The organism is Trichocoleus desertorum AS-A10 (genome assembly GCF_039962155.1).
Classification (GTDB): Bacteria; Cyanobacteriota; Cyanobacteriia; order FACHB-46; family FACHB-46; genus Trichocoleus.
Genome location: NZ_JAMPKN010000021.1, coordinates 29,333 through 50,937, shown reverse-complemented (window position 1 = coordinate 50,937; position 21,605 = coordinate 29,333). Strand labels below are relative to the sequence as shown.

Annotated in this window: 37 protein-coding genes; 26 read left to right on the top strand and 11 right to left on the bottom strand. The window is 49.6% G+C overall.

Going from position 1 to position 21,605, the window contains the following annotated elements; genetic code table 11:
* The first annotated feature begins 439 nt into the window (after positions 1 to 439).
* Positions 440 to 1,021: a helix-turn-helix domain-containing protein gene (locus NDA01_RS21870; RefSeq protein WP_348229624.1), complete on the top strand. Its 582-nt coding sequence runs from the start codon at positions 440 to 442 to the stop codon at positions 1,019 to 1,021.
* On the opposite strand, the gene NDA01_RS21865 is transcribed toward NDA01_RS21870, so the two are convergent.
* Complete coding sequence (locus NDA01_RS21865; RefSeq protein ID WP_348229623.1) at positions 1,011 to 1,703, bottom strand: hypothetical protein; 693 nt, start codon at positions 1,701 to 1,703, stop codon at positions 1,011 to 1,013. The genes NDA01_RS21870 and NDA01_RS21865 overlap by 11 nt on opposite strands.
* Positions 1,704 to 1,866: 163 nt before the next feature.
* Positions 1,867 to 2,079: a hypothetical protein gene (locus NDA01_RS21860; RefSeq protein WP_348229622.1), complete on the bottom strand. Its 213-nt coding sequence runs from the start codon at positions 2,077 to 2,079 to the stop codon at positions 1,867 to 1,869.
* Between the two features lie 198 nt (positions 2,080 to 2,277).
* Between NDA01_RS21860 and NDA01_RS21855 the strand changes: the two genes are divergently transcribed.
* The 6 genes from NDA01_RS21855 (at position 2,278) to NDA01_RS21830 (ending at position 5,672) form a co-directional block, all read left to right on the top strand.
* Complete coding sequence (locus NDA01_RS21855) at positions 2,278 to 3,177, top strand: hypothetical protein (RefSeq protein WP_348229621.1); 900 nt, start codon at positions 2,278 to 2,280, stop codon at positions 3,175 to 3,177.
* Complete coding sequence (locus tag NDA01_RS21850; protein WP_348229620.1) at positions 3,123 to 4,100, top strand: hypothetical protein; 978 nt, start codon at positions 3,123 to 3,125, stop codon at positions 4,098 to 4,100. The genes NDA01_RS21855 and NDA01_RS21850 overlap by 55 nt, the downstream gene beginning before the upstream one ends.
* Entirely contained in the window at positions 4,100 to 4,285 is a 186-nt protein-coding gene (locus NDA01_RS21845) for a hypothetical protein (RefSeq protein ID WP_348229619.1), read from the top strand. Before NDA01_RS21850 ends, NDA01_RS21845 begins: the two co-directional genes overlap by 1 nt.
* Positions 4,286 to 4,304: 19 nt before the next feature.
* Complete coding sequence (locus NDA01_RS21840; RefSeq protein ID WP_348229618.1) at positions 4,305 to 4,490, top strand: hypothetical protein; 186 nt, start codon at positions 4,305 to 4,307, stop codon at positions 4,488 to 4,490.
* 233 nt (positions 4,491 to 4,723) lie between these two features.
* Positions 4,724 to 5,080 (top strand): PadR family transcriptional regulator, encoded by a 357-nt coding sequence (locus NDA01_RS21835; protein ID WP_348229617.1) that lies wholly within the window; start codon positions 4,724 to 4,726, stop codon positions 5,078 to 5,080.
* Positions 5,081 to 5,093: 13 nt separating this feature from the next.
* Positions 5,094 to 5,672 carry a hypothetical protein gene (locus tag NDA01_RS21830; protein WP_348229616.1) on the top strand — a complete coding sequence of 193 codons (579 nt, stop codon included), beginning with the start codon at positions 5,094 to 5,096 and terminating at the stop codon, positions 5,670 to 5,672.
* Positions 5,673 to 6,310: 638 nt separating this feature from the next.
* On the opposite strand, the gene NDA01_RS21825 is transcribed toward NDA01_RS21830, so the two are convergent.
* Entirely contained in the window at positions 6,311 to 6,493 is a 183-nt protein-coding gene (locus tag NDA01_RS21825; RefSeq protein ID WP_348229615.1) for a hypothetical protein, read from the bottom strand.
* A gap of 369 nt (positions 6,494 to 6,862) precedes the next feature.
* Here NDA01_RS21825 and NDA01_RS21820 point away from each other — a divergent pair, with 369 nt between their 5' ends.
* Positions 6,863 to 7,750 carry a pentapeptide repeat-containing protein gene (locus NDA01_RS21820; RefSeq protein WP_348229614.1) on the top strand — a complete coding sequence of 296 codons (888 nt, stop codon included), beginning with the start codon at positions 6,863 to 6,865 and terminating at the stop codon, positions 7,748 to 7,750.
* 185 nt (positions 7,751 to 7,935) lie between these two features.
* On the opposite strand, the gene NDA01_RS21815 is transcribed toward NDA01_RS21820, so the two are convergent.
* The 4 genes from NDA01_RS21815 to NDA01_RS21800 form a co-directional block, all read right to left on the bottom strand.
* Complete coding sequence (locus NDA01_RS21815; RefSeq protein WP_348229613.1) at positions 7,936 to 8,196, bottom strand: hypothetical protein; 261 nt, start codon at positions 8,194 to 8,196, stop codon at positions 7,936 to 7,938.
* Positions 8,193 to 8,408 carry a hypothetical protein gene (locus NDA01_RS21810; protein WP_348229612.1) on the bottom strand — a complete coding sequence of 72 codons (216 nt, stop codon included), beginning with the start codon at positions 8,406 to 8,408 and terminating at the stop codon, positions 8,193 to 8,195. The genes NDA01_RS21815 and NDA01_RS21810 overlap by 4 nt, the downstream gene beginning before the upstream one ends.
* A complete protein-coding gene (locus NDA01_RS21805) occupies positions 8,405 to 8,578 on the bottom strand; it encodes a hypothetical protein (protein ID WP_348229611.1) in 174 nt (57 codons plus the stop codon). Before NDA01_RS21805 ends, NDA01_RS21810 begins: the two co-directional genes overlap by 4 nt.
* A gap of 338 nt (positions 8,579 to 8,916) precedes the next feature.
* Entirely contained in the window at positions 8,917 to 9,123 is a 207-nt protein-coding gene (locus NDA01_RS21800; RefSeq protein ID WP_348229610.1) for a helix-turn-helix domain-containing protein, read from the bottom strand.
* A 311-nt stretch (positions 9,124 to 9,434) separates the two neighbouring features.
* Between NDA01_RS21800 and NDA01_RS21795 the strand changes: the two genes are divergently transcribed.
* From NDA01_RS21795 to NDA01_RS21770, 6 genes are all read left to right on the top strand, one after another.
* Complete coding sequence (locus tag NDA01_RS21795; protein WP_348229609.1) at positions 9,435 to 9,752, top strand: hypothetical protein; 318 nt, start codon at positions 9,435 to 9,437, stop codon at positions 9,750 to 9,752.
* Positions 9,753 to 9,795: 43 nt separating this feature from the next.
* The gene (locus NDA01_RS21790; protein WP_348229608.1) at positions 9,796 to 9,927 is read left to right on the top strand and encodes a hypothetical protein; all 132 of its coding nucleotides are present in this window, start codon (positions 9,796 to 9,798) and stop codon (positions 9,925 to 9,927) included.
* Entirely contained in the window at positions 9,924 to 10,289 is a 366-nt protein-coding gene (locus NDA01_RS21785; protein ID WP_348229607.1) for a hypothetical protein, read from the top strand. The genes NDA01_RS21790 and NDA01_RS21785 overlap by 4 nt, the downstream gene beginning before the upstream one ends.
* 251 nt (positions 10,290 to 10,540) lie before the next feature.
* Positions 10,541 to 10,717 (top strand): hypothetical protein, encoded by a 177-nt coding sequence (locus NDA01_RS21780; protein WP_348229606.1) that lies wholly within the window; start codon positions 10,541 to 10,543, stop codon positions 10,715 to 10,717.
* A 52-nt stretch (positions 10,718 to 10,769) separates the two neighbouring features.
* The gene (locus NDA01_RS21775; protein ID WP_348229605.1) at positions 10,770 to 11,042 is read left to right on the top strand and encodes a hypothetical protein; all 273 of its coding nucleotides are present in this window, start codon (positions 10,770 to 10,772) and stop codon (positions 11,040 to 11,042) included.
* Positions 11,039 to 11,725, top strand: coding sequence for an RAD52 family DNA repair protein (locus NDA01_RS21770; RefSeq protein WP_348229604.1), 687 nt, complete (start codon positions 11,039 to 11,041; stop codon positions 11,723 to 11,725). Before NDA01_RS21775 ends, NDA01_RS21770 begins: the two co-directional genes overlap by 4 nt.
* 61 nt (positions 11,726 to 11,786) lie before the next feature.
* On the opposite strand, the gene NDA01_RS21765 is transcribed toward NDA01_RS21770, so the two are convergent.
* Positions 11,787 to 12,209: a hypothetical protein gene (locus NDA01_RS21765; protein WP_348229603.1), complete on the bottom strand. Its 423-nt coding sequence runs from the start codon at positions 12,207 to 12,209 to the stop codon at positions 11,787 to 11,789.
* A gap of 259 nt (positions 12,210 to 12,468) precedes the next feature.
* On the opposite strand from NDA01_RS21765, the gene NDA01_RS21760 reads away from it, so the two are divergent.
* The 10 genes from NDA01_RS21760 to NDA01_RS21715 all read left to right on the top strand — a co-directional run bounded on the left by NDA01_RS21760 (position 12,469) and on the right by NDA01_RS21715 (position 18,886).
* Positions 12,469 to 12,840: a hypothetical protein gene (locus NDA01_RS21760; RefSeq protein ID WP_348229602.1), complete on the top strand. Its 372-nt coding sequence runs from the start codon at positions 12,469 to 12,471 to the stop codon at positions 12,838 to 12,840.
* Positions 12,827 to 13,408 (top strand): hypothetical protein, encoded by a 582-nt coding sequence (locus tag NDA01_RS21755; protein ID WP_348229601.1) that lies wholly within the window; start codon positions 12,827 to 12,829, stop codon positions 13,406 to 13,408. The genes NDA01_RS21760 and NDA01_RS21755 overlap by 14 nt, the downstream gene beginning before the upstream one ends.
* A gap of 17 nt (positions 13,409 to 13,425) precedes the next feature.
* Positions 13,426 to 13,800 carry a hypothetical protein gene (locus NDA01_RS21750; RefSeq protein WP_348229600.1) on the top strand — a complete coding sequence of 125 codons (375 nt, stop codon included), beginning with the start codon at positions 13,426 to 13,428 and terminating at the stop codon, positions 13,798 to 13,800.
* A 65-nt stretch (positions 13,801 to 13,865) separates the two neighbouring features.
* Complete coding sequence (locus tag NDA01_RS21745; protein WP_348229599.1) at positions 13,866 to 14,969, top strand: hypothetical protein; 1,104 nt, start codon at positions 13,866 to 13,868, stop codon at positions 14,967 to 14,969.
* Positions 14,966 to 16,408: a hypothetical protein gene (locus tag NDA01_RS21740; protein ID WP_348229598.1), complete on the top strand. Its 1,443-nt coding sequence runs from the start codon at positions 14,966 to 14,968 to the stop codon at positions 16,406 to 16,408. Before NDA01_RS21745 ends, NDA01_RS21740 begins: the two co-directional genes overlap by 4 nt.
* Entirely contained in the window at positions 16,405 to 16,995 is a 591-nt protein-coding gene (locus NDA01_RS21735) for a hypothetical protein (protein WP_348229597.1), read from the top strand. The genes NDA01_RS21740 and NDA01_RS21735 overlap by 4 nt, the downstream gene beginning before the upstream one ends.
* Positions 16,995 to 17,288, top strand: coding sequence for a hypothetical protein (locus NDA01_RS21730; protein ID WP_348229596.1), 294 nt, complete (start codon positions 16,995 to 16,997; stop codon positions 17,286 to 17,288). The genes NDA01_RS21735 and NDA01_RS21730 overlap by 1 nt, the downstream gene beginning before the upstream one ends.
* Complete coding sequence (locus NDA01_RS21725) at positions 17,285 to 17,920, top strand: M23 family metallopeptidase (RefSeq protein ID WP_348229595.1); 636 nt, start codon at positions 17,285 to 17,287, stop codon at positions 17,918 to 17,920. The genes NDA01_RS21730 and NDA01_RS21725 overlap by 4 nt, the downstream gene beginning before the upstream one ends.
* Positions 17,883 to 18,446: a transglycosylase SLT domain-containing protein gene (locus tag NDA01_RS21720; protein ID WP_348229594.1), complete on the top strand. Its 564-nt coding sequence runs from the start codon at positions 17,883 to 17,885 to the stop codon at positions 18,444 to 18,446. Before NDA01_RS21725 ends, NDA01_RS21720 begins: the two co-directional genes overlap by 38 nt.
* Positions 18,446 to 18,886: a metal-binding protein gene (locus NDA01_RS21715; protein ID WP_348229593.1), complete on the top strand. Its 441-nt coding sequence runs from the start codon at positions 18,446 to 18,448 to the stop codon at positions 18,884 to 18,886. The genes NDA01_RS21720 and NDA01_RS21715 overlap by 1 nt, the downstream gene beginning before the upstream one ends.
* A 102-nt stretch (positions 18,887 to 18,988) precedes the next feature.
* Here NDA01_RS21715 and NDA01_RS21710 read toward each other — a convergent pair whose 3' ends face one another.
* Positions 18,989 to 20,062, bottom strand: coding sequence for a hypothetical protein (locus NDA01_RS21710; protein ID WP_348229592.1), 1,074 nt, complete (start codon positions 20,060 to 20,062; stop codon positions 18,989 to 18,991).
* Between the two features lie 92 nt (positions 20,063 to 20,154).
* On the opposite strand from NDA01_RS21710, the gene NDA01_RS21705 reads away from it, so the two are divergent.
* Positions 20,155 to 20,742 carry a hypothetical protein gene (locus NDA01_RS21705; protein WP_348229591.1) on the top strand — a complete coding sequence of 196 codons (588 nt, stop codon included), beginning with the start codon at positions 20,155 to 20,157 and terminating at the stop codon, positions 20,740 to 20,742.
* Between the two features lie 77 nt (positions 20,743 to 20,819).
* Complete coding sequence (locus tag NDA01_RS21700) at positions 20,820 to 21,029, top strand: hypothetical protein (protein ID WP_348229590.1); 210 nt, start codon at positions 20,820 to 20,822, stop codon at positions 21,027 to 21,029.
* On the opposite strand, the gene NDA01_RS21695 is transcribed toward NDA01_RS21700, so the two are convergent.
* Positions 21,026 to 21,403, bottom strand: coding sequence for a hypothetical protein (locus tag NDA01_RS21695; RefSeq protein ID WP_348229589.1), 378 nt, complete (start codon positions 21,401 to 21,403; stop codon positions 21,026 to 21,028). The two genes, NDA01_RS21700 and NDA01_RS21695, sit on opposite strands and share 4 nt — an antisense overlap.
* A complete protein-coding gene (locus tag NDA01_RS21690; RefSeq protein ID WP_290224061.1) occupies positions 21,403 to 21,576 on the bottom strand; it encodes a hypothetical protein in 174 nt (57 codons plus the stop codon). Before NDA01_RS21690 ends, NDA01_RS21695 begins: the two co-directional genes overlap by 1 nt.
* Between the last annotated feature and the right edge of the window lie 29 nt (positions 21,577 to 21,605).

The following is a 21,605-nucleotide window of genomic DNA, read 5'->3' as shown; positions in this document are numbered from 1 at the left end:
ACTGAAGGGCAGCTCGGAACCTTGCGAGGGAGAGGAGCTGCCTTTTCAATGGGCGGAGGCTGAGTCATGACGTAAGCTGCTCCTGCCTAGTCTCTGTCTGCTCCTGCTTTTCAAGAGCTTCGATACCAAGGGGAATGATTTTGCTCAAAAAGTCGCGCAGCTCGATACCTCTTTGAATGGCTGCGATTCTGGCTTGCTGATGCACTGCTTCAAGTACTTCGGGTCTTTTGTACATGGGTTGTCACTGATGACATTAGTAAAATCATAGTCCGTCATTAATGACGGATCAATAGTGACTATTGTCGGGTAACCATACTGACTACTGTCCGTCACTAGTGACGCTAATCTGATAGAGATATTCGAAAACAGATATTTGGTAGTTTTAATGCGGACTCGGAATCCCCGTTTTACTGAGCAGGGGGTAAGAAGATTGGGGCAGATGATTCGAGCAGCTAGGCAATCAAAGGGCTGGTCGCTTGAATATTTTTCAAATGCGGTTGATTTTCCAGAGGCTACTACCAGAAGACTTGAGAAGGGTCAGATTGACCGCCCTCAATGGGATCTGGTTAACGCGATCGCCTTGCTGGGGATTATTCGCAGCCCTTTAACCGATCTACCGTTTACTGCTAATGAATTGATGCTCATTGCCTGTGAAGTTATCGACTCGCAAACAGGACAGTACCGGGACAGCTCTATGGCATCTTCACAACCACCTAGCTTCGTAGCATTTCTGCGCTCTTGGATGGAGCGTCACGGCATTAGTCAGAGACAGCTAGAGCAGATGGTTGAAGAGAGGGAGCTGCCCATTCAGGCATTGCACGAGATTCAGGCAGGCAGAGTCCCCATCGAAGACTATGAGATCTTCGCGATTGGTGGGTGCTTTGCTGAAACAGATGAAACTTATGAGTTTGAACAACTGAGAGCGATCGCAGGCCCAGGCCCCCAAATAAAACAATCCCCCACTCCAGAAGAGCAGGGGAACGGCAATCATGACCACATTGGAAACGGCTCTACGAAATAATCTCGACTCCGTAAGACACTCGGCACCAGCGATCTAGAAAGGGTAGAGCTTCAAAGCTAACGGCATGGAATAGCTTCTTGGCACGCTTCCACAGCCCGTTCTCTTCTACCCAGGTGTACGCCTCATATTCGGGGTTGTCGATTTTGCCTCGCTGCCTTAGGTCTCGATTGAGTTCATCAAGCACTTGGGGTTCCCAGAGACTATTTAGGTCTTTGCCGCTGGTCAGCATATAGAAAGAATCTCTGCCGCTTGTAGAAGCTATCTGCTGACTGCCAAGCAGTAACACGTTGGTTTCGATGTCTACAATGCCAGCGCTTAGACCGCTGTCTAGAATTCGCTTGGCAACGTCCCCATTTTGCTGCGTCCCGCTAATCTGCGATGGATATATCATGATGGTAGTCTGACCCGGTAAAGTTGGATTCCAGGGAGGGCCGCATACCCTCCCATTGAGCATAATGACAATTTTCTTACCAATCCCCAATCGGATTGCAGCCTCATCCAATAATTGCTTCTGCTTCCAGAGGCTAGAGACAACTTTTTGACTTTGGCAGTCGATGAATAGGGCAATTGTTCCCTGCCAAAACTCTTGATAAACCTTGCAGGTTTTCTCAATTTCAGGACAATCACAAAGCTTGATAAACAGCGCAATTGCTGAAAAGTTGGCCGTGGCTTCTTGGCTCATGGTTCTGCCTGTCCGACTGGGTGTAACCTTCAGGGGGATTTGACTGATTCTAGCTAGCGCGGTTTCGTGGCTTGCACCGATCGCCGCTAAAAACTCTGGCTTCTTTGGATTCTATCGACTTTACACAACACCCTCTAGAGGAGTCTATCAAAAGGCATAACCCTCACCCTCCGTCTGATGAATTATTTTGCTTAAGCAAAATCCAGTCGTCAATTAACTGCTGGAGTAGTTCAGAAATTTCCATTTCCTCATCCAGCAGTAAGTGCTTCATTCGCCGAAAAGTTTCCTTGCGGATGTAGCCAGCCACCTGAATGTGTTCGTTTGAACTGCGCTTGCCCTTTGGCCTGCCTCGCTTCTTTGGCTCCTGTCCTGTCATGCTGTATTTCCGGAATTACCAAAGCAGCATGGCAGTGAGGCGATCGACTGATTTAATGAAAAACCAATTCAGCGCTTTAATGCTTAAGCGAAATTCATTGCAGTTGCTTCAAGTCCGCATGAAGAAACCATCCTGAGTGTTTACGTTACTTGTGTCACAGGGCATCTTGGAGGCGTAGAACCTCGGAACCCCCCTACAATGACCCAGCAGAATATTCTGGAGCAAGCTAAGCAAGGCAACGCTCAGGCCATAGCAGCCCTGATGAACCGCACTCTTCAGCCTAAGGGCATCACGGCTAAGGCCAGCATGAAAGATGATTGCTTGAGGGTCATGCTGGAATCTGAGGACGTTCCCGAACAAAGAAGTACAACTGCATTTATTCAGAAAGGGATGCAGGGACTAGGAGTTCAATCAATCTCTAAGGTTCAGGTGTTTGGTCGTCAAGTAGGGGAAGAATTTCCCGCCTGGAGCCAGGAGCTTAGCTTGGGCGGATCAAGTAGCCAGATTGAAGTGATAGAGCCAGTCAGAGCTGTGCAATCTGAAGTTGTCCAGCCAGAGACTGAGACGCAAATCAGATGCCCTAAGTGCAACTCAACCCAGATTTCGGCTGGTAAGAAAGGCTTTGGAGTTGGTAAGGCTGCTGCTGGAGTTGTGCTGCTGGGACCGCTTGGCTTGGCTGGCGGAATGCTCGGTAGTGGTCAAGTGCAACTGAGCTGCATCAATTGTGGCCATCAGTGGGAGCCTGCCAAAATAGACAGACCTAGCGATAAGTACACTAATGCTGAGCTTGCGATCGCAACCCAGGAAGATAAGCTTCAAGCAGCTGCGGGCTTAGTAGGAGCAAGCCTTGTTGTTGCCATCTTCTTCTATCTGATTCCAAAAGTTGGAGCATTCCTAGCGCTTCTAGTTGTAGCTGGCGGCATTTGGGCGGCAGTTCACGAATATAAGAGTAGTAAGCCAGTTAGGCTCTTGAAGGGACCGTGCCCCTACTGCGCTAGGAAGCTGAGCCTTATGCCGGAACTCAAACAAGTAAAGTGTGAGGGTTGCCAACGCAAGATTCTGATAAACGATCGCAAACTTTACCAAGTGGCAAGGTAGAAACGACCTCAGGCAGCCGCGATCGCCCCTGTCAAAATTCACTACCTCTTCACGATCGCGCAGCAATTTTCCTCTCGACAGCGGGGACTTTAAACAAGACCTCCCTCGGAGACTCCATGCTCAAATCCCTTCGCAAGACCGCTGCCCTCTCGCTAGCATTCATCCCCCTAGCTATTAGCTTCTCAGGAGCTGCGATCGCTGAAGAGTTCTTGGCCTTCAAGGCCTACAAGAATATGGACATCTACCTAGACCCGATTGCAATTGATGGCGATGTTCGGGAGTTTCTGCAAACTAATGTCTTTCTAAAGCCAAGAGGCAATGATTATGGAGCCCGACTCTACTGGCTGGCTCATTGCAGTAATAAAACATTGACTAAGGTTAAGACCGAAGGTCTTGGCAGTACTGGAAGGGTGATCAGTACATCCAGTAGGACTAACAACTCCTCTAAACCGCAGGTTGGCAGCTTAGAGGCCATCATGGTTGAGGCAGTTTGCAAAATGTCGCCCAACGTTTTTTCTCGCAACCTTCCAATTTCAGCGATGCCTGCATCAGAGAGCCAAGACTCTTCACCCTCTAGTGGTGATGCCGCCAGCTATTCAGGCCCTATGGTGAGCGATCGGACTTCTAGCGGGTTTAATTCCACTCTCAATGCTGGCTACTCACCAGTTGCCAATAGATTCGACCCTCCCATTTGCTACATGCAAAACCGAGCAGGTCAGATGTTTGATCTCACAGGTCTTTGTGATTCCGCAGGCAGTCCTGTTACTTCAAGTTTTAGCTCTAGTGGATTTAGCAGCGGCTCCGTGGGCAGTAGTTCTGGTGGCGGTTCCGGTAGCGGGCCTTGCGATACACCTGACGACCTTGACTCACGGGGTCGCCGTTGTGGTGCGAGAGCTGCCAGTGAGAGAGCAGGGGGACGGTAATGCCATTACCAATTTCAGCATGGCAGATTGTTGGCATTGCGCTACTGGCGATCGCATTTTTCGCTGCTAGGGTATCCAACAAGCCCGTTCTTTGGGGAACTGCATTTGTGCTTCTAGGGCTTCACTTTGCTTACTGGGTGCACAAGTTATGGGAAATATTCATGTCTCTCGCTTATCCAGGTTGAAGCTTCTTAATGGTGCATCATGTCTAAAACCATCAAACGAACCTTAATTGCATTCGCCCTATTGCTCCCGATCGCAGCACTCCCAGTCTGGGGGAAATGGATTTGGCCTCAGATATTCTCAGACCAAGTTTGTGTTCTGCAAGCGCCGGATGGCACCATCACCAAAGCTCAAGGCGTTGCCTGTAGTGGCGGAACTGGCCTATAAAACGAAACCCCGACCCTTGCTTGATGCAGGCGAGCGGGGTTTTTGTCTTGAGATAAAGGATAAAGGCTGTATCATTCCTGGCCAATGCACGGTTAGCTGAAATATATCTATCTACTTAATAGCTATTATCAAATTTGTAAGACATAATAGAAGTCAGGACAGCCGCCTTCACGTAGTGGGAAGGTCGTAACGGCTGAAGTTCGTCTGCATCAGTCTGGAAGGTAAGTAATCTCATGCCACTAAAAAATCAACCCCAGGCCCGCAATAAAGAACCAAGCGAGCTGGATTTATCCGCTTTGGAAGAACTAATCATGACTTCGTTGCTAAAACAAGAACTCTATGGCTTGCAGATTGTGCAAGCTATTGATGAGGCCAGCAATGGCAGGCGCAAGCTTGCTGTTGGGTCCCTATATCCCACCCTCCATCGACTAGAAAAGAAAGGTTTCATTAGCTCTAGATGGGGTGATGACAGGCCAGAGGAGCGAGGTGGGGCGCGTAGGCGATATTACCAACTAACAGGACTGGGAACCAACGTTCTCGAAGCGGTGCAATTGCTCCGCATTAATTTGAGTTCATGGCAGCCTGCTTAGGGGGAACAAGAACATGACTCAGGAAAAGGGGCATCCTGACGAGCAGTGGATGCAAAACATAGAAGAGGCAGTCGAGGTCATTCTTAGCCGCTCAAAAGAGCCAACCGCAAAAAAATCTAATGTGGAGGCCTTGCAAATGAGACGGCAAATTCGAGCCTATAGAGCAGCCTTAAGAAGATACGCTGAAACCCCTGACGAAATGTCGATGGAGGTAATGGTAAGGCAAAAAGAGAAGCTAACCGACCTTGCAAGGATCATGACGGCTGAAACGGCAGTGCAGAAAACTTGGGCAGATGCCCTCGAAGAGCGTGCTGCTGTTGAAAGGCGACTCCGTAGGTTCAAAGTCCCTGATCCGACAGAACCTGGAATTGTCAAATGGTTAGCTGTGCCGATCGCCCAAATTTTCCTATCTGAGGATCAGCGGGAAGAGTGGTTGGGTGATTTACGGGAAGAGAACCGCAAGCTGATGCGTGACGACTGCTCAATGTGGATGCTTAATATCATCAACATCGGGAAGATCGCCAGACTGTTTAAGTCCTCCATTGCCGTCAATATCATTGACTTTATCCTCAAGCTGCAAGGCAAAGTATAGAGCTGTCGATATTGGCGGGCTAACAATCGCCCCGTAAGGACAGGTTCACCCCCTGTCCTTTTTGTTTGAAATTTCTCAGCAAGCTGAATAGCTTAGTAGTCTGCAAGGTTAAGAACGAAGGGCGATCGCGATTCCCCAATTGAGGAAGAGTTTGGAGTGAATCTGTTAACCGCAAAGTCCTTTGCCGTTTATGAATGAGCGAAAGTGAGCGACAAAAAAGAACCAGGCTTTTCGGCGCTGGTTCCCCTAAATTACTTGTGATTATTATGCCTTAGAGGGTAGTGGAGTGAGCGATCGGGGTTTTCCCATTTTTGGGAAAAGTTTGCGCGTTCAATCAGTTTTACTTCGCTGTACTATCCAATGCCTTAATTAGGGCATCTGCGTACTGGACGGCCATCAGAACTACTCTTTGGGGAGGTTCTGAAGATGCATTTTCAGAGCTTAATAATCCCTGTAAGGCTAGGGCGGCAAAGTGCTCGCGCTTGCTCAATCCGTCGCTCGTAGATCCATTGGGTCCATTCGAGGGGAATGCAGATGTGTGGGGTAATGTTCTCATGCCCATAACTTTGGCTCCATTTTTAAGGTTAGGAAGATGGAAACCCCTCAAACCAGTTGAGGAGTTACAGAAAAAGGGAAGGCTAACTCTCCCCCTCAAGAAGCTTTTGAACTCTAGCTAGTGTTTCTGTAATCTCTGCATAAAGCTTCAGTCGTTCTCGGTCACGATGAGGGAGGGATTTGACGTTGTCTTCTAGTTTTTCGACTAGAGAGGCGTGAATTTCGACAAGAGTCTGCTTAGTTGACTTGATTTCTGCGCCGCTCATTCTGATTACTCCACCGACGTTAAATTCAGGTCAACTATACCCAGTCAGAGAGGTGAGTATCTAGATTTATCCTAGGCATTACCGATCACTCTCATGCTTTCACGATGGTCTGTGATGAAGATTAGTGAAATCGACAAAACCCCCAACCCTTGTTTGATGCAGGCGATCGGGGTTTTCCCATTTTGGGGAAAAGTGAAGGATGAGGGATGAAGGGTTAGGAGATGGGGTCAGCCTGGGGCGATCGCCTTGCTTCGATTGTTCAATTTTGATGACCTCGCTGTTATCAGATAGTTACAAAGCATAGTTTTTGAGCGCAGCATGTGTCACGATTAACGGTCGTTAAGTCCTTACTTATGTTGCGTAAAGTCCATGCAGTCTCGGCCTCAAGTTCAGTCAGAGCTTACTTCAGAGTTTTTTGTAGTGCCTGGTGCAAATTTGCAGCAAGGCAGTCAAGATTATTTAACTGCGGTTAAACTGACCAAAGCTCAACTTAGGCAGAGATGGGAAACATCAACGGGTCAGAACATCATTACCCGTTGGAGAGCCAACAATTTTGATCGACAGGTAATTGAAAGCTTAGTTGGCCAAATCTATGATCATGTAGACCTGCGGGGAATTAACCTGGTGCAAGCAGAACTCAGGCAGGCCGACCTGAGTAATGTTGAACTATATTCCGCTAATCTTGAGGGCGCTAACCTTCAGGGAGCTGACCTCACAAACAGCTACCTTTCAGAGGCCAATATCAAAGGCACTAATTTTGACTGGGCCAAGATGGAGCGTGTTTACTTGGATGGGGTTGATTTCAACAGTCAAACCAGCTTCATTGGAGTTAATCTAAGCGTCATCAACTTTACGTTGGCAGCCTTGGTTCAGGATTTAGCAGTGGGCCAAGCAAGGATTGTCAATCTTGAGCGAAAGCGTCCCCTTCTAGCTGCGCTGCTTCGCATCACCTGCGACTATGGCCGTTCCTTTAGAAGATTTCTCTTTTGGTGTCTGATAGTCATCTTGACTTTTGCCTTTGCCTGTTTCTTTCTCAAAGGCTCTGTTGTTAAAACTGCGCTGCTCTCTGGCTCTGACCCCAGAATCAACCTCTGGGATAGTCTCTATTTCTCAGCAATGACTTTTTTGACCATAGGTACAGAGATTCAGCCAGCATCGCCCTTGGGGAGAGTGCTAGCAGTTGCCGAGGGGGCGATCGGTTATTTAATGACTGGCCTTTTGGTAACAGTGCTAATTAGACGCACCATAGGAGATTAGATTATTTTGAAAACTACTTGATTTTAGTTGCTTCAGAAAAACCAAACAGAAGAAATAATTGCACTTCATTCGCGCTCTTGGTACCACCAAAGTCTAGGTAAGCGACATCGCTATCAGCATCGTAGTGAACGCTGAAGTTAGAGCTTGGCATTAGCTGTATTACCGCTGCCAGTCATGAAGCAAGTTCAAGATTTTTCTGATGAGTCATGGCCGCGATCGCTCATCTCTGGTGAAATTTTCGAAAGCAACTTCTCTAAATTTAGCCACATTACAGTGAGCGGAAAGGCGATTGCCCCAGCCCTGATTCTGCACTGGACGGGTGGATGAGTAGGTGTCTGGGGCCGAACCACATAAGCGTCTTGGCGGGCAATTTCAAAGACCTCTCCAAGGCTGAGTTGATTCGCCTTATAACACTGCTTGAGAACAAGAATTTTACGTTTATTCATGGGCGATCGAACTCCTTCAAAGCATCCCAGCCCTTCAGCTTAATTTTTCGCATGGCTCCTGTTTGGTAGAGCACACCATCAATTAGCTCAGCAAACGGCTCTAGGTGGCTGTACTTGAATTTAAAGATTTTCTCCAACTCGAAATAGCTCAAATTTCGGACAGTTGCCCATTCTTCTGGGCTGGGGTAGTGGTCATGGATAGGGAGTGTCATGGTTGGCGATCGCCCTCATCTTCATCTTTTGGCTTATCAGATTTGCTGCCAGGGTTTTTGAGCCAAGCGCCTCCGACTATGACTGCAATCAGCATGAGCCAGTGCCACCAGATGTGTGGGTCAAAATCACCCCATCTGCCATGAAATTCAGCAAGTGTGGTTGGTGTCATAGCAGGCGATCCGGCTCCTTAGTCAAGAAGATAAACTTCAAAGTTAAACCTTTTTAGATAAATGGCTTAGCCAGGGGGGTCGCCTTGCGACTGCAAAGGGCAAATAGAAATAGATTTCCAGTAAAAATCGCTTTCTGAAATACCCCTTAAAAAGGCCTCCTCCAAGATTCGTTGCCAATTGTCAGTTTCAATTAAGGCGATAGCGTTACTAATTCCTATAGCCTCTCCCTCAGGCGTACCGTCATGAAAAGCCTTAAGATGCCGCTCGCACCTTACATTTAATTCACCCTTGGAGCTTTGAGCACTCCAAACGCCAACCAAGAAATAATGACTTATCATTAGCGATCGCCCTCAAAGCTCACTCCAAAATTCACGTCTAGGGCAGCTTCGAGCTTGCGCAAGGTTTCTTCGGCGATCGCTTCCTCCTCGCCATTAATCAAGCGATACCAATATGTCCTACTGATGCCCACCTCATTGCACAGCTTGGATGCACTCTTGTTCGATCGCTCTAGGGCACTTCTTAGCTGCACAGGCAGTTCAGACACCTCTATTTCCAACCTTTGAATACGTCTAACCTTCACGTTTGCAAACATCCGATTCACCTCCTTTAGACATTACTATAAACTGCAAACTAACTAGTTGACAACTGCAAACTAGACAGTTTACTATTTAAGACATGAGGCAAAGGGAACGAAGCAGCCCCCACCCGAACGGAACAAAGAGCTTCAAAAACTTAAAAGGGCAACCGCAAGCCTCGGAAACTCGCGATCGCCCTCAAATTTAACCCCTAAGGCCAGAACGTCTGGACAACTACCTGACCTGAGGGAACCCCAAACAAAATCAAGGATTCACAATTATGTTAACTCAAACCATCAACCCTCAAGCCGTTGCTCAAGTTGAATTTGAAGCACATCTCGAAGCTCAAGTTAGCGTCATTGCTCCTGAATCTGGCGAAGAAGACGAGCGTGGCAGTGGTCGCATCTCAGACCGTGACTTCTGGGCACGCCTCGACTGGGAAAAGTTCTGCTTCCCAGAGCGCTACCCCAACTTAGTTGAACAGCACCGCACCGCAGGACTAGACCCCGCAGACGAGAAGCACCTTGACGCTGAGCCTTGGGGACGGCAGCGCCCAACTCAAGTCAAAGTTGGCAAACGCACCGTATCAATTGACTAACTTCTAAGTCAGGGGAGCGCCGCAGCTCCCCACTCTCCACACCATGACCCAAGAACAGCGACACCAAATCGCGATCGCCCTTACCCTGCTTCTGGTCTCACTCCTATCGGGTATCGGCGAACCCCAAAAACCACTGCCCACCTACACATTGCCCTACGGAAATATCCAGCCATGAACTTAAATCAGTACCCCCAAGCGATCGCTCAAGCCTCAACTTTCGTGAACGACCTAGAATCTCAAATCAACAGCCTCAGACAGCAAATTTATGAGATTGAAGGACGGGTTGATTCTCAAATTGCTGGCGGCGAATTCAAGAACGACCTACAACGTAAAGCCGCACGCTTTGACCTGCTGCAAGCCAGATCAGAGTATCAAGACGCGATCGCTGATTTAGACCAACTCAAAGACGCTAAAGCTAAGGCAATCACAAAACTAGAGCTGCTTCGCAATGGTTATTCTGTGGCGAAGATTGAAGCGAGAGCCGCCATTGTTGCTCAGCTAGCAGGTCTCGAATCTCGGGAAATTGTCGGGTTGTAAGAGCGTAATTCCCCAATTGGGGAAATGAACAGGCGATCGCTCTGACTCACACAAACGGGTGATAGGGGCGATCGCAGCAAATTGGCGGATTTCAAGAAGTAGCCAAGGATGAATAAATGCCAGCTGATTTAAAAGGCATCGCTCATCATCGCGGAAGTAGAGCCGAAGCACGCAGGCCCTGCACGAGCGATTAGCTTTGTTGGAATTGCGGCTGATTTGTTAATTGCAATCAATGTTTGTAGGAGTTGGAGATGACGTTAATTCAAAGAGCAGCGATCGCAACTAGCCTCTGGGCCTTTGCTGCTGGGTGTTTGCTTGCTGGCAAGTATCTACAAAATGACAACCTAAACAAGGTTGGCTATGGCGGCGGGGTTGTTATGGCGCTGTTTATGGTGACGGACGTTATTAGGCATCGAAAGACTGACTAGAAGCTTGATAGAGGCGATCGCAGTAACCACAATTAATCAAGGAGACAGACTCGTGGACCAATTGAAGCAATCTCAGTACCTGCAAGTTGTTGGACTGCTAGCCCTAGCTGAGCAACAGCGGAAGCAGCTTAAAGGAGTTGAGCAGGCGATCGCCGAGCTTCTAGAAGTTGAGCCTGACGATAGCGGCTACTACGGGCACATCAGTGATGCAGTTTGGGGTGGTGATTTGAGTGTTTATCAGTTGCTGAAGCGGTTGAGGATTGATGTGGAAGGTGTCAGCAGGGAGGCTCAGGCTTGGGCAGAAGTTGAGAGCGAGCAACCATGAAACTAGAAGAGATTCTCCCCCAACTTGAAGCTTGGTTTTTGCCTAGCGAGCACAAGGAGCGAGATCTCCCCGGTGGTGGTCGCTGGTTCTTTGTTCCGCATCAGCTCATCACCCAAAGGCTGAATGCTGTCTGCCCTGGCGAGTGGAGCACTCAATACAGTGACCCCATCACCACAGGCGATTACACCGTCATTCGTTGTGAGCTAACAATCTGCGGCGTGACCCGTACTGGCATCGGGGACGACAAAACCTTTCCAGAAACGAACGATCGCGGCAAGGCCAAAATTATCGGCACGCCACCAGTCCGGGCATTTCGCAACGCTTTTAAGGATGCAGCCGAGCAGTTTGGCCTATGCGCTTACCTCGATGAGCAAAAGGGACGACAGGGCAAAGAAGCCTTCATTCGCTATATGCAGGGTAAAGGTGATGGTAGAGCTGCCAAGTTTGCCTTAGAGAATGGTTGGAGTGGTGACCCAACTCCAGTGTCTGATGGTCCCGTTGGGCGAGAGCGGTTAATGCACGAAACCACCGAGGAAATGAAGCGGTTGGGATGGACTGAGATTCAGGGTCGCAATTATTTAAAGCAGCAGTTCGCAGGTAAGGAAACTCGCGCCAAGCTCACCAACAATGAGTTGAGCCAGTTCTTGGCCTATTTGAAGAGCCAGCGATCGGCTGTGGCCTAGTAAAATAACTTCAACTTAAGATGTTCGAGCCCTGTCGCTGGCAGGGCTTTTTCTTTGCTACCTACTTTGGGAGAGAGGTTTTGCGGTGAATCTGATGCAGTTCCTCGGCGGAGAGCGGCTTTGAATTGGGATCTGGCAAACGCAGTAAGCCTCCTAGTCGATTTATGGCATCTGGGGACGGTTCTACACCTTGGGCGATCGCCTCTAACTCCTCATGCCCTATGCCAGATTCTCTAGCTAGCTCATCTAAATTGCATCGGCCCACTAATTCCGCAATGGTGAAGTCTCGCCATTTCACCTGTAAGTAGTCCCGCGCTAAATACTCAATGAACTCCGAAAAGCTAATGCCCAGCTTTTTGAGAAATTCTGGGAAAAGTTGTTTTGCCGTTGGAGTCACGACAGCTTTGAGCTGAGAGGTCTTAAGCTCAGCCCAATCTGTTTCAGGTTTTCCCTTCTGTGACTTTCCCTTGCCTGGTTTGCCCATGCTCTCCAATTTAGCAAGGTCAGGTACCAGAGGTAACTGTTTTTCTGGCTTTTAGGTCTAGTACCAGAGCTTGACAAGGTATAGTACTAGACCTAATATTGCAGTTGTGTTCAAGGTTGAACGCACCCCCACAGTGCCTATCCGTTCAGGGTTAAAAAACCATGAAAAGAGTCCAGGAAATGACCGAGGAAGAACGTCAGAAAGTCGTTGAAAACATGCGGCCAGTAAAGTCCGCCAATGAGGATAAGCAAAAAGGGAAATGACGATCCGCCAGTGCTCAAGCTGGGAGGTTGACGGAGAAAGGCGGTTCCCAACTAAGAGAGTTCAGGCGGCTCTAGAGATTGGTCACAGACAAACCTTTATTCAAGATCGCGCCCAGTTCGGCTACGAACAACTGCGATCGCTCACTCTAGGCCAAGTCAAAGAGCTGCTTCAGATCAGACTGTTCATCAGATGTGGAGACAATCACCCAGACTACTCACGAGCTAATTTCAACCGATTGTTTAACAACAATCGAACCCGGATTCAGGGGCAAGAGTTTGAGAGTTTAAGCGCACTATTTGAGTCCAAGCAAATCTCGGTAGAACAAGAGTTTCAGACCATCGTAGAGGTGCTAAATGGCAATCATTAAGTTCACAGATTTACAGCAAGAGATTGGGGTTGGCTACCTCAACACAATCTGCAAGCAGCTAAATATCCCAACACAAGATATGGACGATGCAAAGGAGCCTGAGAAGGGTTGGCTGAGTCAAATTCGGGCAGTCGCCAAAGAGATGAAGCGGCTCAAAACCACCTCAGTTGTCAAGGCGATCCGGTCGCTCAGCGCCAATCGGGAGGCTAAGGAAGATGACAAATCTTATAACCAAATCACCACTGACGTTAATACCCTCATTGAGCAAAAGAACCAGCGTGAGCTGGACGAAATGCAGCAGATCGCGATCGCACGAGGGGAGCAAAAAGCCGCCTCGATTGAGGTTGTAGAGAACATGACTGCGTTGCACGTTTATGCCACTGGGGACTATCAAGATCCGAATCTAGCAACCGCTGTTCAGGCTTCCAAGGACCTTCTGTTTACTGGCATTCTAGGCGGGGTTGATGGGTATCGATCCTCAAATTTTCTCGGCAAGTTCCGAGAGACCTATGGGATTGGATCGAGTCCAAAAATGAAGCAGATCTCGAATACATCTACACCGCAATAGTTGAGGTGAGGCGAATCATGATTAGACTTTGGGGCGGTTCTGTCGGAGGGTGTTTTATCGGTTCGATCGCGGCAATGGCGTTCTATTTGGGAGGCTTGCCAACATCAGTTCAGAACGAAATTGACCAAGACAAAATGTACTGGATCGCGGGTCAAAACGGACTGATTGCAGGGGTGGCTACGGGCGGAATTTTGACTGCTCTAGGCTTCGGCAAACTCACAAGAAAAGAACTTCAGCCACCCACCGATCCGGAGGCTGCGATCGCCCAAAGAATGTCAGATTCGTCGCTCTCCGCCTCGGAATTCACTCAACTCAGCAACAACCTAGTTCGCCTGAAAGAACTTGCGATGGATCGTCAACCGCAAGCGTTAGCAGGCCAACCAAACCAGTAAAACCGAGTGAAACTCTTGAAATCTCGTAGCCCGCCGCCAACCAAAAACCAAATTTCCCAACCAAAATGACCAGCAGTAATGGACTAGTAAGCAAGTCAATCGATAACAGTCAGTGGGTTGTCAAAGGTGATTTGCTCCTACCTAAATCTTTTGAGGAGAACGCTAGTGAAGAAGCTCAGTTGGGTGAGACAGAAGAAGCGGAGTCAGACGAACTTGAAGACTCAGAGACACCGGAGGAAGTGGCAGGCAAAGAACCCGCTCCAGTTCCAGTCCCTACCCCAGTCAGCCGAGCGAGTGCGAGTCAGGCTCACAATCCGCCAGTAGCCCCAACTTCAGTTCAGGCCACTGCGATCGCCGCTCCAGTCAAACGGGTAGAGGTCAAGCCTGCGGAAGAGCTGCCAACAAAGTTCTGGGTTATTCTTGCCAGTGTTCTAGTGGGTGGGTTTCTCCTGATTGTTTGGTTCAATCGGCCACAGGCTAAAAGCTCTGGGAGCCTGCCCAATACCAACAATCCGCAACAGCCTCAAATGGTCAGCCAAGGCCAGGGTCAGCCGAGGCCTCCCACGATTGACATCAACGCTTACGAGCAAGCTCGAAACACCAAGTTTAAGGAGGCACTGCAAAAGGCAAGAGCAGCTTGGGGTAGTTGTGGTAGGGTCTGCCAAGCGCGACGGGACCACTATTTAGACAAAGCGATCGCCAACCTCCAGGCAGGCGTGCCCGTTGAAGTTACCCTGCTACGTGAACTGAACCGCCAGATTGGAGAGCAGACCAAAATCCTGCCATACAACGCTGAGTTGGGTGGTTTTGCCACAAAGGACTTAGACCAAATTGGAGTCGCGCGATCGCTGTCAGGTGATGCTCTGGCAATTCTTGAGGCACTGGACTGGGAATGGACTCGGCAAGCTCAGGAAGCGGCAGGGCAGACGTTGCCAGCAAGAACCACAACTACTGTTGACCTGGCTCCACTGTCCTCTGATATGGCCACGCTCTGGCAGTTGGCAGCGCTAACTCGCAACGGCAAGCCACAGCAAAACTTACGGGATTCTGTAGTATTCGATCGCCCTCCTGCAAAAGAGGAATTAGCCAAATCCTCAGACAAGAAGAAAGACAAAAAGTCTGAAGCCAAGTCAGAGACTGAGACAGAAGGTGTGGGGCTACCGAAATGAGTAAGCCATTGAAGTTACAGCACTTTGGAGTCGGAGCATTTTTCGGACTGAGTGCCTGCGCCACTGGCTTTCTGGTTGCCGGAATGCAAAAGATCCAAACCCCGCAATTTGTGCCCAATCCGTCTGGATATGGCATCCAAGTAATCGAAACTCCCACTCCCCACCGCGACCTGTATTTGGCTGGATTCATGGGTTGCACCATTGGAGCCGCCGCGACACTGCACCCCAAGCTCAAAATCAACGGCGATCGCTTGGTCAATCCAGATACGTTCAAGGCTGACACCCTAGAGCTGATTCAGTTATTGGGTGAAGGGCTGAACGATGTTTCTGGGAGCGCCTTTCAAGGTCTGATCAAGTGGATGACCAGAGGCAGTGGCAAGCAACTCGCCAAGACCATTTATGTTAAGTGCGCTCCGCCTGCGCTGAAAGATGCAGTGGAGGAAATGGTCAAAGACAAGACTTGGTTCAAGGAGTTCTTGCGTCGTCACGTTTGGCTAGTAGCTAAGACCCGCGCTGGTAAGACAGTTCTGTTGCTCTATCTGTTACTGGTGTTCATCCAAGAATGGCCCGATGGCTATTTCACAATCTGCGACATCAACTTCAAGAAGCCGAACGAAGCAGGCGAGGTGAATGACTGGTTTGGCATCGATCAGAAGCAGTTCATTCGAGTTGAATACGCCACCATCAAGCAGACCATCTATGAAGAATGGCTAGACCTCCACCAGCGGCGGCAATACTGCATGCAGTTGCCGACAGGACAAAAGGCAAAGTTGCAACCAAGCCTGTTGATCCTAGAAGAAATGCCAGCGTTCATGAGGCAGGCGGAAATCGTCGGCAAGATGATGAACACCGACGAGAAGAGCCAGATTCTACTTTGGTTGGGCGACTTGTTCACGTTCGGTCTGGGATACGGCAAGCGAGTTGTCATCGTTTCTCAAAACTCCGCAGTGGGCGAGAACGGCATCAACCAAGCGAATCAAGACCAGCTCTGCGTTGCCCTGCTGGGTAGAACAGCGGTCAAGAGCCAGGAAGTGAAGAAATTTGCTGGGGATGACGCAGCAAATCTCATTGCCAGGGTGAAAGACCTCCGCCGTCGAGGACACCGAGCCGCGATCGTTCAGGTGGGAGACGATGATCCGGCAGTTCGAGTGATTCCTAATATCAACGTCAACAACGTTCGCTTAGAGTTCAAGCCCTTTGAAGATCCAGACTACTGCTGGTGGATTGAAACCTATACGCCAGAGGTTCAGGAATGGTTACTGAGCTTGGCTAAACAGTATTTGAACAAGGAGATTAAGTCTCCGCTCAAAACAGAAATTGCACCTTATTTCGAGGTGCAAGTGACGAACCAGGACGCGAGATACAACCGTTTCGTCAAGGAAGCTTGGGCAGACGCTCAGGCAGCAGTTGAACAAGAGTTAGCGAGGAGCAAAACATGAACAGTGGAATCGGCGGCGCTGGTGCAATGGTTGGAACCGTTTGCACAATGGCAGGCGCAGCAGTCGGATTTATTTATTTCCTGGGACCTTGCCTGGGCGGAGGAACCACCAAGGTCATTCCGCTAGATGCCAGTTGGGATCGGCCTACGGGAGCAGCCCAAACCGTCTGCGCGGCAGGAAGCGGGGCAATTAGTGACATTTTTGCCAATCTGTTCAAAGGGCAGACCCAGGGCCGTGTTGCCGGAACCATCCCCATTACTGGGCGGGGTGTTGGTCTACCTGAAGGCGATCGCCGGACCCAAAATGACGTGAGTAAAAATCCAACCATTTATAACGGCCCGTACAACCACAAAGTTTCCCCTCAAGAGGAATACCGAATTCACAACCCCAATGCGCCTGAAGGTGCGACCGAAAACAATCAGGATGGTGGCTTCAATGTCCCGTTCTTCCGTAACACCAACAACTACACCTACAACGGTCAGCCTCTGACTGGAACCACTTGGCAGTATGTTGAGCAGCCTCAATCTGCTGGCCCCCAAGATAAGAACGGTGATGGTGTCATCTCCTTGGGTGAGGTGACGGAGTAATGGGCAGAGTGTTTGGCTTGATTGGAATTCTGGTTGTTGGTGCCATTCTGTTTGACCCAATGTGGTCTGCCATCAAGCAGATTAAGGGCACCAATACCGCTCTGATATTTCTCCAGGGTGTGATGCAACAGGGTAAAAAAGCCTCGACCGCTGAAAACCCTAACCCCTCCGGTCCCGCTGTCATTGAAGTCTCTGTTCAATGCGACGACTACAAAGCCAAGGTTGCGGCAACTGCTCAAGACCTAGGGGGAGCAATTGACCCAAACAAACTGCCTTGCCCCACTGGACTATGACCCAGCAAGCTCCACTCCCCAAGTATCTAGATGAGGCAGAGTTAGAGGCTGCGATCCACGGCATTGCTAAACACCATGCTGAAAGAACCCAAGCTTTCTTCCTACTTCTTCTTCTTCTGCTTGGGGTGTGGGGAATGTGGTTGCGATCGCACCCGATTAAACTCACGCCTCAGTCTGCCAAGCTGGAGCATGTTGAACCCGCTCCCCAGAAGCTGGCCTATCCAGTGGATGCTCCGATTACAAGCGGATTTGGCACTAGAAAGCACCCGATTACGGGACAGACCAAGCTTCACGCCGGGGTAGATTTCGGTGCGCCCTCAGGTTATCCCATCCGTGCCGCTGCTGCGGGTAAAGTCACATTTGCTGGCTGGATGAGTGGATATGGCAACACGATTGAAATTGACCACGGCAATCAGAGAAAGACGTTGTACGCCCATGCCAGCAGCCTCTACGCCAAAGTTGGGCAACAAGTGCAGCCAGGACAGGCGATCGCGGCGGTGGGCAGTACTGGAAACTCCACAGGCCCTCATCTGCATTTTGAGGTGACAGAGAAGGGGCAGGTTGTTGACCCCATGAAGTATTTAGACAAGAGCAATGACACTAAGCCAGTGGGCACAAAAGGGAAGAAGTGACTCTCTGACTGAAACGGTTTTGGGTTTGGTGATTGTGGGAGCTGTTTTGATGGTTGCTGTCCAGTCCAAAAATGTCACCAGCTTTGGCAGGGCGAGTGCTGCGGGGTCAGGTGGCAAAGTGACAGCGATTCGTAGAGCCATCATCGGCCAAGAGTCCGCAGGTAATTTTAAGGCCGTCAACCCCCACTCTGGAGCTTTGGGCTATGGCCAGGTGATGCCTGAGAATGTGCCGAGTTGGACAAAGGAGGCACTGGGGCGATCGCTCACTACTGATGAGTTCTTAGCTGACCCCAAGATTCAAATCAAGGTAATCGACTTCAAGCTGAATCAGTATTACCAAGAGGGGTTAAAGAAGTCAGGCGGAGATGAAGAGGTGGCAGTTCGTTGGGTGGCTTCAACCTGGTACAGCGGCCAAGGAAAGTGGTGGAATGACACAACTCCACAGTTCTACAACGGCCATCCTTATCCCAGCATTAACGATTACACCGCTTCGGTTTTTGTTAAGTATCAGCAGGAGAAAAAATAGTGGCTAGTGGAGAAGTGCATGACCGAACCACTTGGATGGGTGCCGCAGGATTGGGGCTAGCCATTTGGACGGCAACCAATAGCTTTGAACAAACTACTTGGGCGATCGCTGGCTGCTTGTTTGGCGGATTGATGTTCAGCCCAGATCTAGACCTCAAATCAAAACCGTGGCGGCGCTGGGGATTGCTGCGGTGGATCTGGACTCCGTACCAAGCATGGGTGCCACACCGTTCATTTCTATCTCACACTCCAATCGTTGGAACCCTGATTAAACTGCTGTATCTCGGGTTTCCGGTGGCGATCGCCTGTGTACTGATGGGAGTCAAGATTGATTTAGAGACAGCAAACGCCGGAATGGTTGCAGGAGGCTGGTTTTTCCTGGGTGGAGTGGAAGCAGGGTGTTGTATTCACTTATTGATGGATTGGCTGAGTTCAAAATAGTGATTTGATAGCAACCTTGTTTCCCCAATTGGGGAAAAGTGCCCATGAAAAAACTCTCCCAACCGGAGTCAGGAGAGCTGAATGAAGGGTAACTATTGAAACTTAAGTTGTAGCTGTAGCGGCTGGCTCAGTCTGCTTCGCCTCACTCATCCACTGCACCGCTGCCGTATGCAAGCCCTTGAGAATTCTGGCACCTTTACTCTGACGGTCAGCCGTTGAATAAAGCCCTGCAATCAAATCCAGTGCCGTGCTTCCCATCTCCGTCTCTTCAGGAGAAGCGATCGCGGAACAGATAATTAATTGCTCGTCAGGGTTATCATTCAGAGCCTTCAGGGATTTATCCAGCGTCTCTCGGTATCCCTTGGCGTTGAGATCCTTCGACGGACGCGGCTTCTTATTGAACTTTAAGGCGGGTAGAGTTGGAGCTGCTGCCGTCTCCTCTGCAACTGGTTCTTCTATCAAGGTAGGCTCATCATCAGTATTGAAGTCTGCCGCCTCAACAGATTCTGCTTCTACTTTGCCGTTGGTTTCTGTAGGTGTCTCTGTAGCAATCTCTTCTTCTTGCAGCAACCACTCACGCTGCTTCTTGGCAAATTGGAGAGACCAGCGATCGGCCCACTTTTCGAGGTCTGCGGCGGGAGTTTTGTAGAATCCGCTCTCCTCATCTTTAAAGACGTTGAGATTGAGGGCTAACATCTCGGAGGCGATCGCTTCTTCTGAGAGCCCAGTTTTATCAGCAATCCGTCTGAGGCTTTTGATGACAGGTACAGCTTTTCGCTGAGTTGGAGTTTGAGTTTCTACCACGTCGAGAGTTTTTTCTAGAGTCGCTGTAGCCATGTCATCTACCTCTGCTGATGCCGATACCCCCGATTCTAGATCAGCTAAGGCTTGGCGCGATATCCCTTCTGGTACAGCTCCTTTGTAGATGCGGGCGTTGTCACTGTAGAGGGCGATCGTTTCTGTACTCAGCACTAACCATGCATAGAGATGCACAAGCTCAGGTTTGAGGTCTACTACTTCAGGGCCACCGCTAATCACCAGCACCAAGTAAGGGTCCAGAAATAAGGTGATATCTGGCGACAATCCCAGTAGAGTGCCGAAGCGCTCGATTCGAGCATCCTCAAGTCGGAACAGGTCATCAAAGGAGGCGGTGTCGGGGAAGTTGAAGAGGTCCATAGCGATCGCGGCATGCAGGCTGGCTTAGATTTCCCTAGAGGTGTTAATCTGACTCCGAACAAGGTGAACAACATGAACGGAGTGAACAGACCGTGAACTCAGCTAGCCTCGCCAACTACGTTCAAGTCAGTAAGCTTATTGACGAAATTGGAGTGGGCAAGACGACCTTCTACACTCGGTGGCTGCCAGACCTAAGAATTAAGAAGCCATTGAAGTTTAGAGGCAGGTCCTACGTTAGCGACTCAGAAGCGAGGCTGGTTCGAGAGTTTGCAGCGGTTCATCCTCAAGGTGAGCAGGCGATCGCAGCCTTCCTCAAGCGGCTCCATGAACAAGGTGAACAGTCTGAACGAAGTGAACAGGGCGCGATCGCTTTGACCTCTGACATGGGAGTGATAGAACAAGGTGAACAACCTACACAATTGCTAGAGCCTCCTGCCTGGTTGCTGCCGCTGATGCAGATGTTGAGCGATCGCTTTCAGCAAGACCCACTGGCCAACCTGCGATCGCTGCAAGAGGTTTCTGAAGCGGGCTGGGAACTGCCTACATCAAAGCTGGCATCTTTGTTAGAACTTCACCCAAAGTCCTTGGGTGGCATGCGAACATATCGGAAGTTTGGATTCACCTGCACCAAACTGTCGAGACAGGGACGGGAAGCAGCCTGGAAGGTAGAGCGCGTCTGACGACAATGCTGCTGGGGGAACCCTAGGATCAATAAAGGGTGCCAAAAGTAAGGCCATTCGTTGAGAGTTCCCCCCTCATGTCTAAAGTCGTTTTTTACTGTCACAACGCCTCGCCAGAACAAATTCAAGCGCTACTGGCAGAGGAGTTGGGTGTTAGGGTTCAGGAGTCATTTACACTGCTTGCAGTCCAGGGCGATCGCGCTGAACAGATTAGAAAAGCTGCCGTTCAGAAGGGAATCTCAATCAAAGCGGTTGACAACGACCAAGTTGCTCAGTGGTTAGATTAATCGTTTAATCGGCACTGGCTGAGCTCTGAGATCAGCTTTGTATTACTAGTTCTCAGGGCTTCGTTCTCACGTCGTAAGCGGGCGATCGCCATATTCTTGGAGGATTCCAGTTTACGAATGTGGTCCTCTAGTACGGCAACACGTTCGCGAGTTTTGCCCAATTCTTCAATCAGCTTGGAGCGCTCCGCCTTCATTTCGTCGAGCTGTTCATCAATATATTTGGTGAGGCGCTCCCGCTCTTCCTGTAAATATTTCCGCTCAGCGTGGATGGACTCATCCTTCTGTTTTCTGGTGGTGGCCCAGCCTGCCACACTCGCAGAGATAACTGCGGCAATAAATGGCCCGCCCTTTTCTAATATCGTGCCAAGTTCCATTACGACTCCTTTCTGATTCCAGGGGTCGCAAATGCTAGGAGTCCAACTAATCCTGTCTCAGCTAGCTTGCCAAAGGCAGGGCGAGTTGATTCATCAATAATCGCTAGAGCCAACGAACCCACAACTAAAGTCAGAGCGATCGCTGGCACCAAAACTTTAGTTGTGCCGTTCATTTGCAAGTGCCTCTATTCGCCTCAGCTTT

Excerpts from the sequence above, each read along its gene's own strand:
- NDA01_RS21840 (WP_348229618.1), top strand. The coding sequence starts at position 4,305 with ATGTCTAAAACCATCAAACGAACCTTAATTGCATTCGCCCTATTGCTC.
- NDA01_RS21770 (WP_348229604.1), top strand. The coding sequence starts at position 11,039 with ATGAAACTAGAAGAGATTCTCCCCCAACTTGAAGCTTGGTTTTTGCCT.
- NDA01_RS21690 (WP_290224061.1), bottom strand. The coding sequence starts at position 21,576 with ATGAACGGCACAACTAAAGTTTTGGTGCCAGCGATCGCTCTGACTTTA.
- NDA01_RS21815 (WP_348229613.1), bottom strand. The coding sequence starts at position 8,196 with ATGAATAAACGTAAAATTCTTGTTCTCAAGCAGTGTTATAAGGCGAAT.
- NDA01_RS21780 (WP_348229606.1), top strand. The coding sequence starts at position 10,541 with ATGACGTTAATTCAAAGAGCAGCGATCGCAACTAGCCTCTGGGCCTTT.
- NDA01_RS21820 (WP_348229614.1), top strand. The coding sequence starts at position 6,863 with ATGCAGTCTCGGCCTCAAGTTCAGTCAGAGCTTACTTCAGAGTTTTTT.
- NDA01_RS21830 (WP_348229616.1), top strand. The coding sequence starts at position 5,094 with ATGACTCAGGAAAAGGGGCATCCTGACGAGCAGTGGATGCAAAACATA.
- NDA01_RS21790 (WP_348229608.1), top strand. The coding sequence starts at position 9,796 with ATGACCCAAGAACAGCGACACCAAATCGCGATCGCCCTTACCCTGCTT.
- NDA01_RS21785 (WP_348229607.1), top strand. The coding sequence starts at position 9,924 with ATGAACTTAAATCAGTACCCCCAAGCGATCGCTCAAGCCTCAACTTTC.
- NDA01_RS21865 (WP_348229623.1), bottom strand. The coding sequence starts at position 1,703 with ATGAGCCAAGAAGCCACGGCCAACTTTTCAGCAATTGCGCTGTTTATC.
- NDA01_RS21695 (WP_348229589.1), bottom strand. The coding sequence starts at position 21,403 with ATGGAACTTGGCACGATATTAGAAAAGGGCGGGCCATTTATTGCCGCA.
- NDA01_RS21710 (WP_348229592.1), bottom strand. The coding sequence starts at position 20,062 with ATGGACCTCTTCAACTTCCCCGACACCGCCTCCTTTGATGACCTGTTC.
- NDA01_RS21700 (WP_348229590.1), top strand. The coding sequence starts at position 20,820 with ATGTCTAAAGTCGTTTTTTACTGTCACAACGCCTCGCCAGAACAAATT.
- NDA01_RS21860 (WP_348229622.1), bottom strand. The coding sequence starts at position 2,079 with ATGACAGGACAGGAGCCAAAGAAGCGAGGCAGGCCAAAGGGCAAGCGC.
- NDA01_RS21750 (WP_348229600.1), top strand. The coding sequence starts at position 13,426 with ATGATTAGACTTTGGGGCGGTTCTGTCGGAGGGTGTTTTATCGGTTCG.
- NDA01_RS21845 (WP_348229619.1), top strand. The coding sequence starts at position 4,100 with ATGCCATTACCAATTTCAGCATGGCAGATTGTTGGCATTGCGCTACTG.
- NDA01_RS21825 (WP_348229615.1), bottom strand. The coding sequence starts at position 6,493 with ATGAGCGGCGCAGAAATCAAGTCAACTAAGCAGACTCTTGTCGAAATT.
- NDA01_RS21740 (WP_348229598.1), top strand. The coding sequence starts at position 14,966 with ATGAGTAAGCCATTGAAGTTACAGCACTTTGGAGTCGGAGCATTTTTC.
- NDA01_RS21755 (WP_348229601.1), top strand. The coding sequence starts at position 12,827 with ATGGCAATCATTAAGTTCACAGATTTACAGCAAGAGATTGGGGTTGGC.
- NDA01_RS21835 (WP_348229617.1), top strand. The coding sequence starts at position 4,724 with ATGCCACTAAAAAATCAACCCCAGGCCCGCAATAAAGAACCAAGCGAG.
- NDA01_RS21855 (WP_348229621.1), top strand. The coding sequence starts at position 2,278 with ATGACCCAGCAGAATATTCTGGAGCAAGCTAAGCAAGGCAACGCTCAG.
- NDA01_RS21765 (WP_348229603.1), bottom strand. The coding sequence starts at position 12,209 with ATGGGCAAACCAGGCAAGGGAAAGTCACAGAAGGGAAAACCTGAAACA.
- NDA01_RS21720 (WP_348229594.1), top strand. The coding sequence starts at position 17,883 with ATGACACTAAGCCAGTGGGCACAAAAGGGAAGAAGTGACTCTCTGACT.
- NDA01_RS21805 (WP_348229611.1), bottom strand. The coding sequence starts at position 8,578 with ATGACACCAACCACACTTGCTGAATTTCATGGCAGATGGGGTGATTTT.
- NDA01_RS21735 (WP_348229597.1), top strand. The coding sequence starts at position 16,405 with ATGAACAGTGGAATCGGCGGCGCTGGTGCAATGGTTGGAACCGTTTGC.
- NDA01_RS21810 (WP_348229612.1), bottom strand. The coding sequence starts at position 8,408 with ATGACACTCCCTATCCATGACCACTACCCCAGCCCAGAAGAATGGGCA.
- NDA01_RS21760 (WP_348229602.1), top strand. The coding sequence starts at position 12,469 with ATGACGATCCGCCAGTGCTCAAGCTGGGAGGTTGACGGAGAAAGGCGG.
- NDA01_RS21730 (WP_348229596.1), top strand. The coding sequence starts at position 16,995 with ATGGGCAGAGTGTTTGGCTTGATTGGAATTCTGGTTGTTGGTGCCATT.
- NDA01_RS21795 (WP_348229609.1), top strand. The coding sequence starts at position 9,435 with ATGTTAACTCAAACCATCAACCCTCAAGCCGTTGCTCAAGTTGAATTT.
- NDA01_RS21745 (WP_348229599.1), top strand. The coding sequence starts at position 13,866 with ATGACCAGCAGTAATGGACTAGTAAGCAAGTCAATCGATAACAGTCAG.
- NDA01_RS21725 (WP_348229595.1), top strand. The coding sequence starts at position 17,285 with ATGACCCAGCAAGCTCCACTCCCCAAGTATCTAGATGAGGCAGAGTTA.
- NDA01_RS21870 (WP_348229624.1), top strand. The coding sequence starts at position 440 with ATGATTCGAGCAGCTAGGCAATCAAAGGGCTGGTCGCTTGAATATTTT.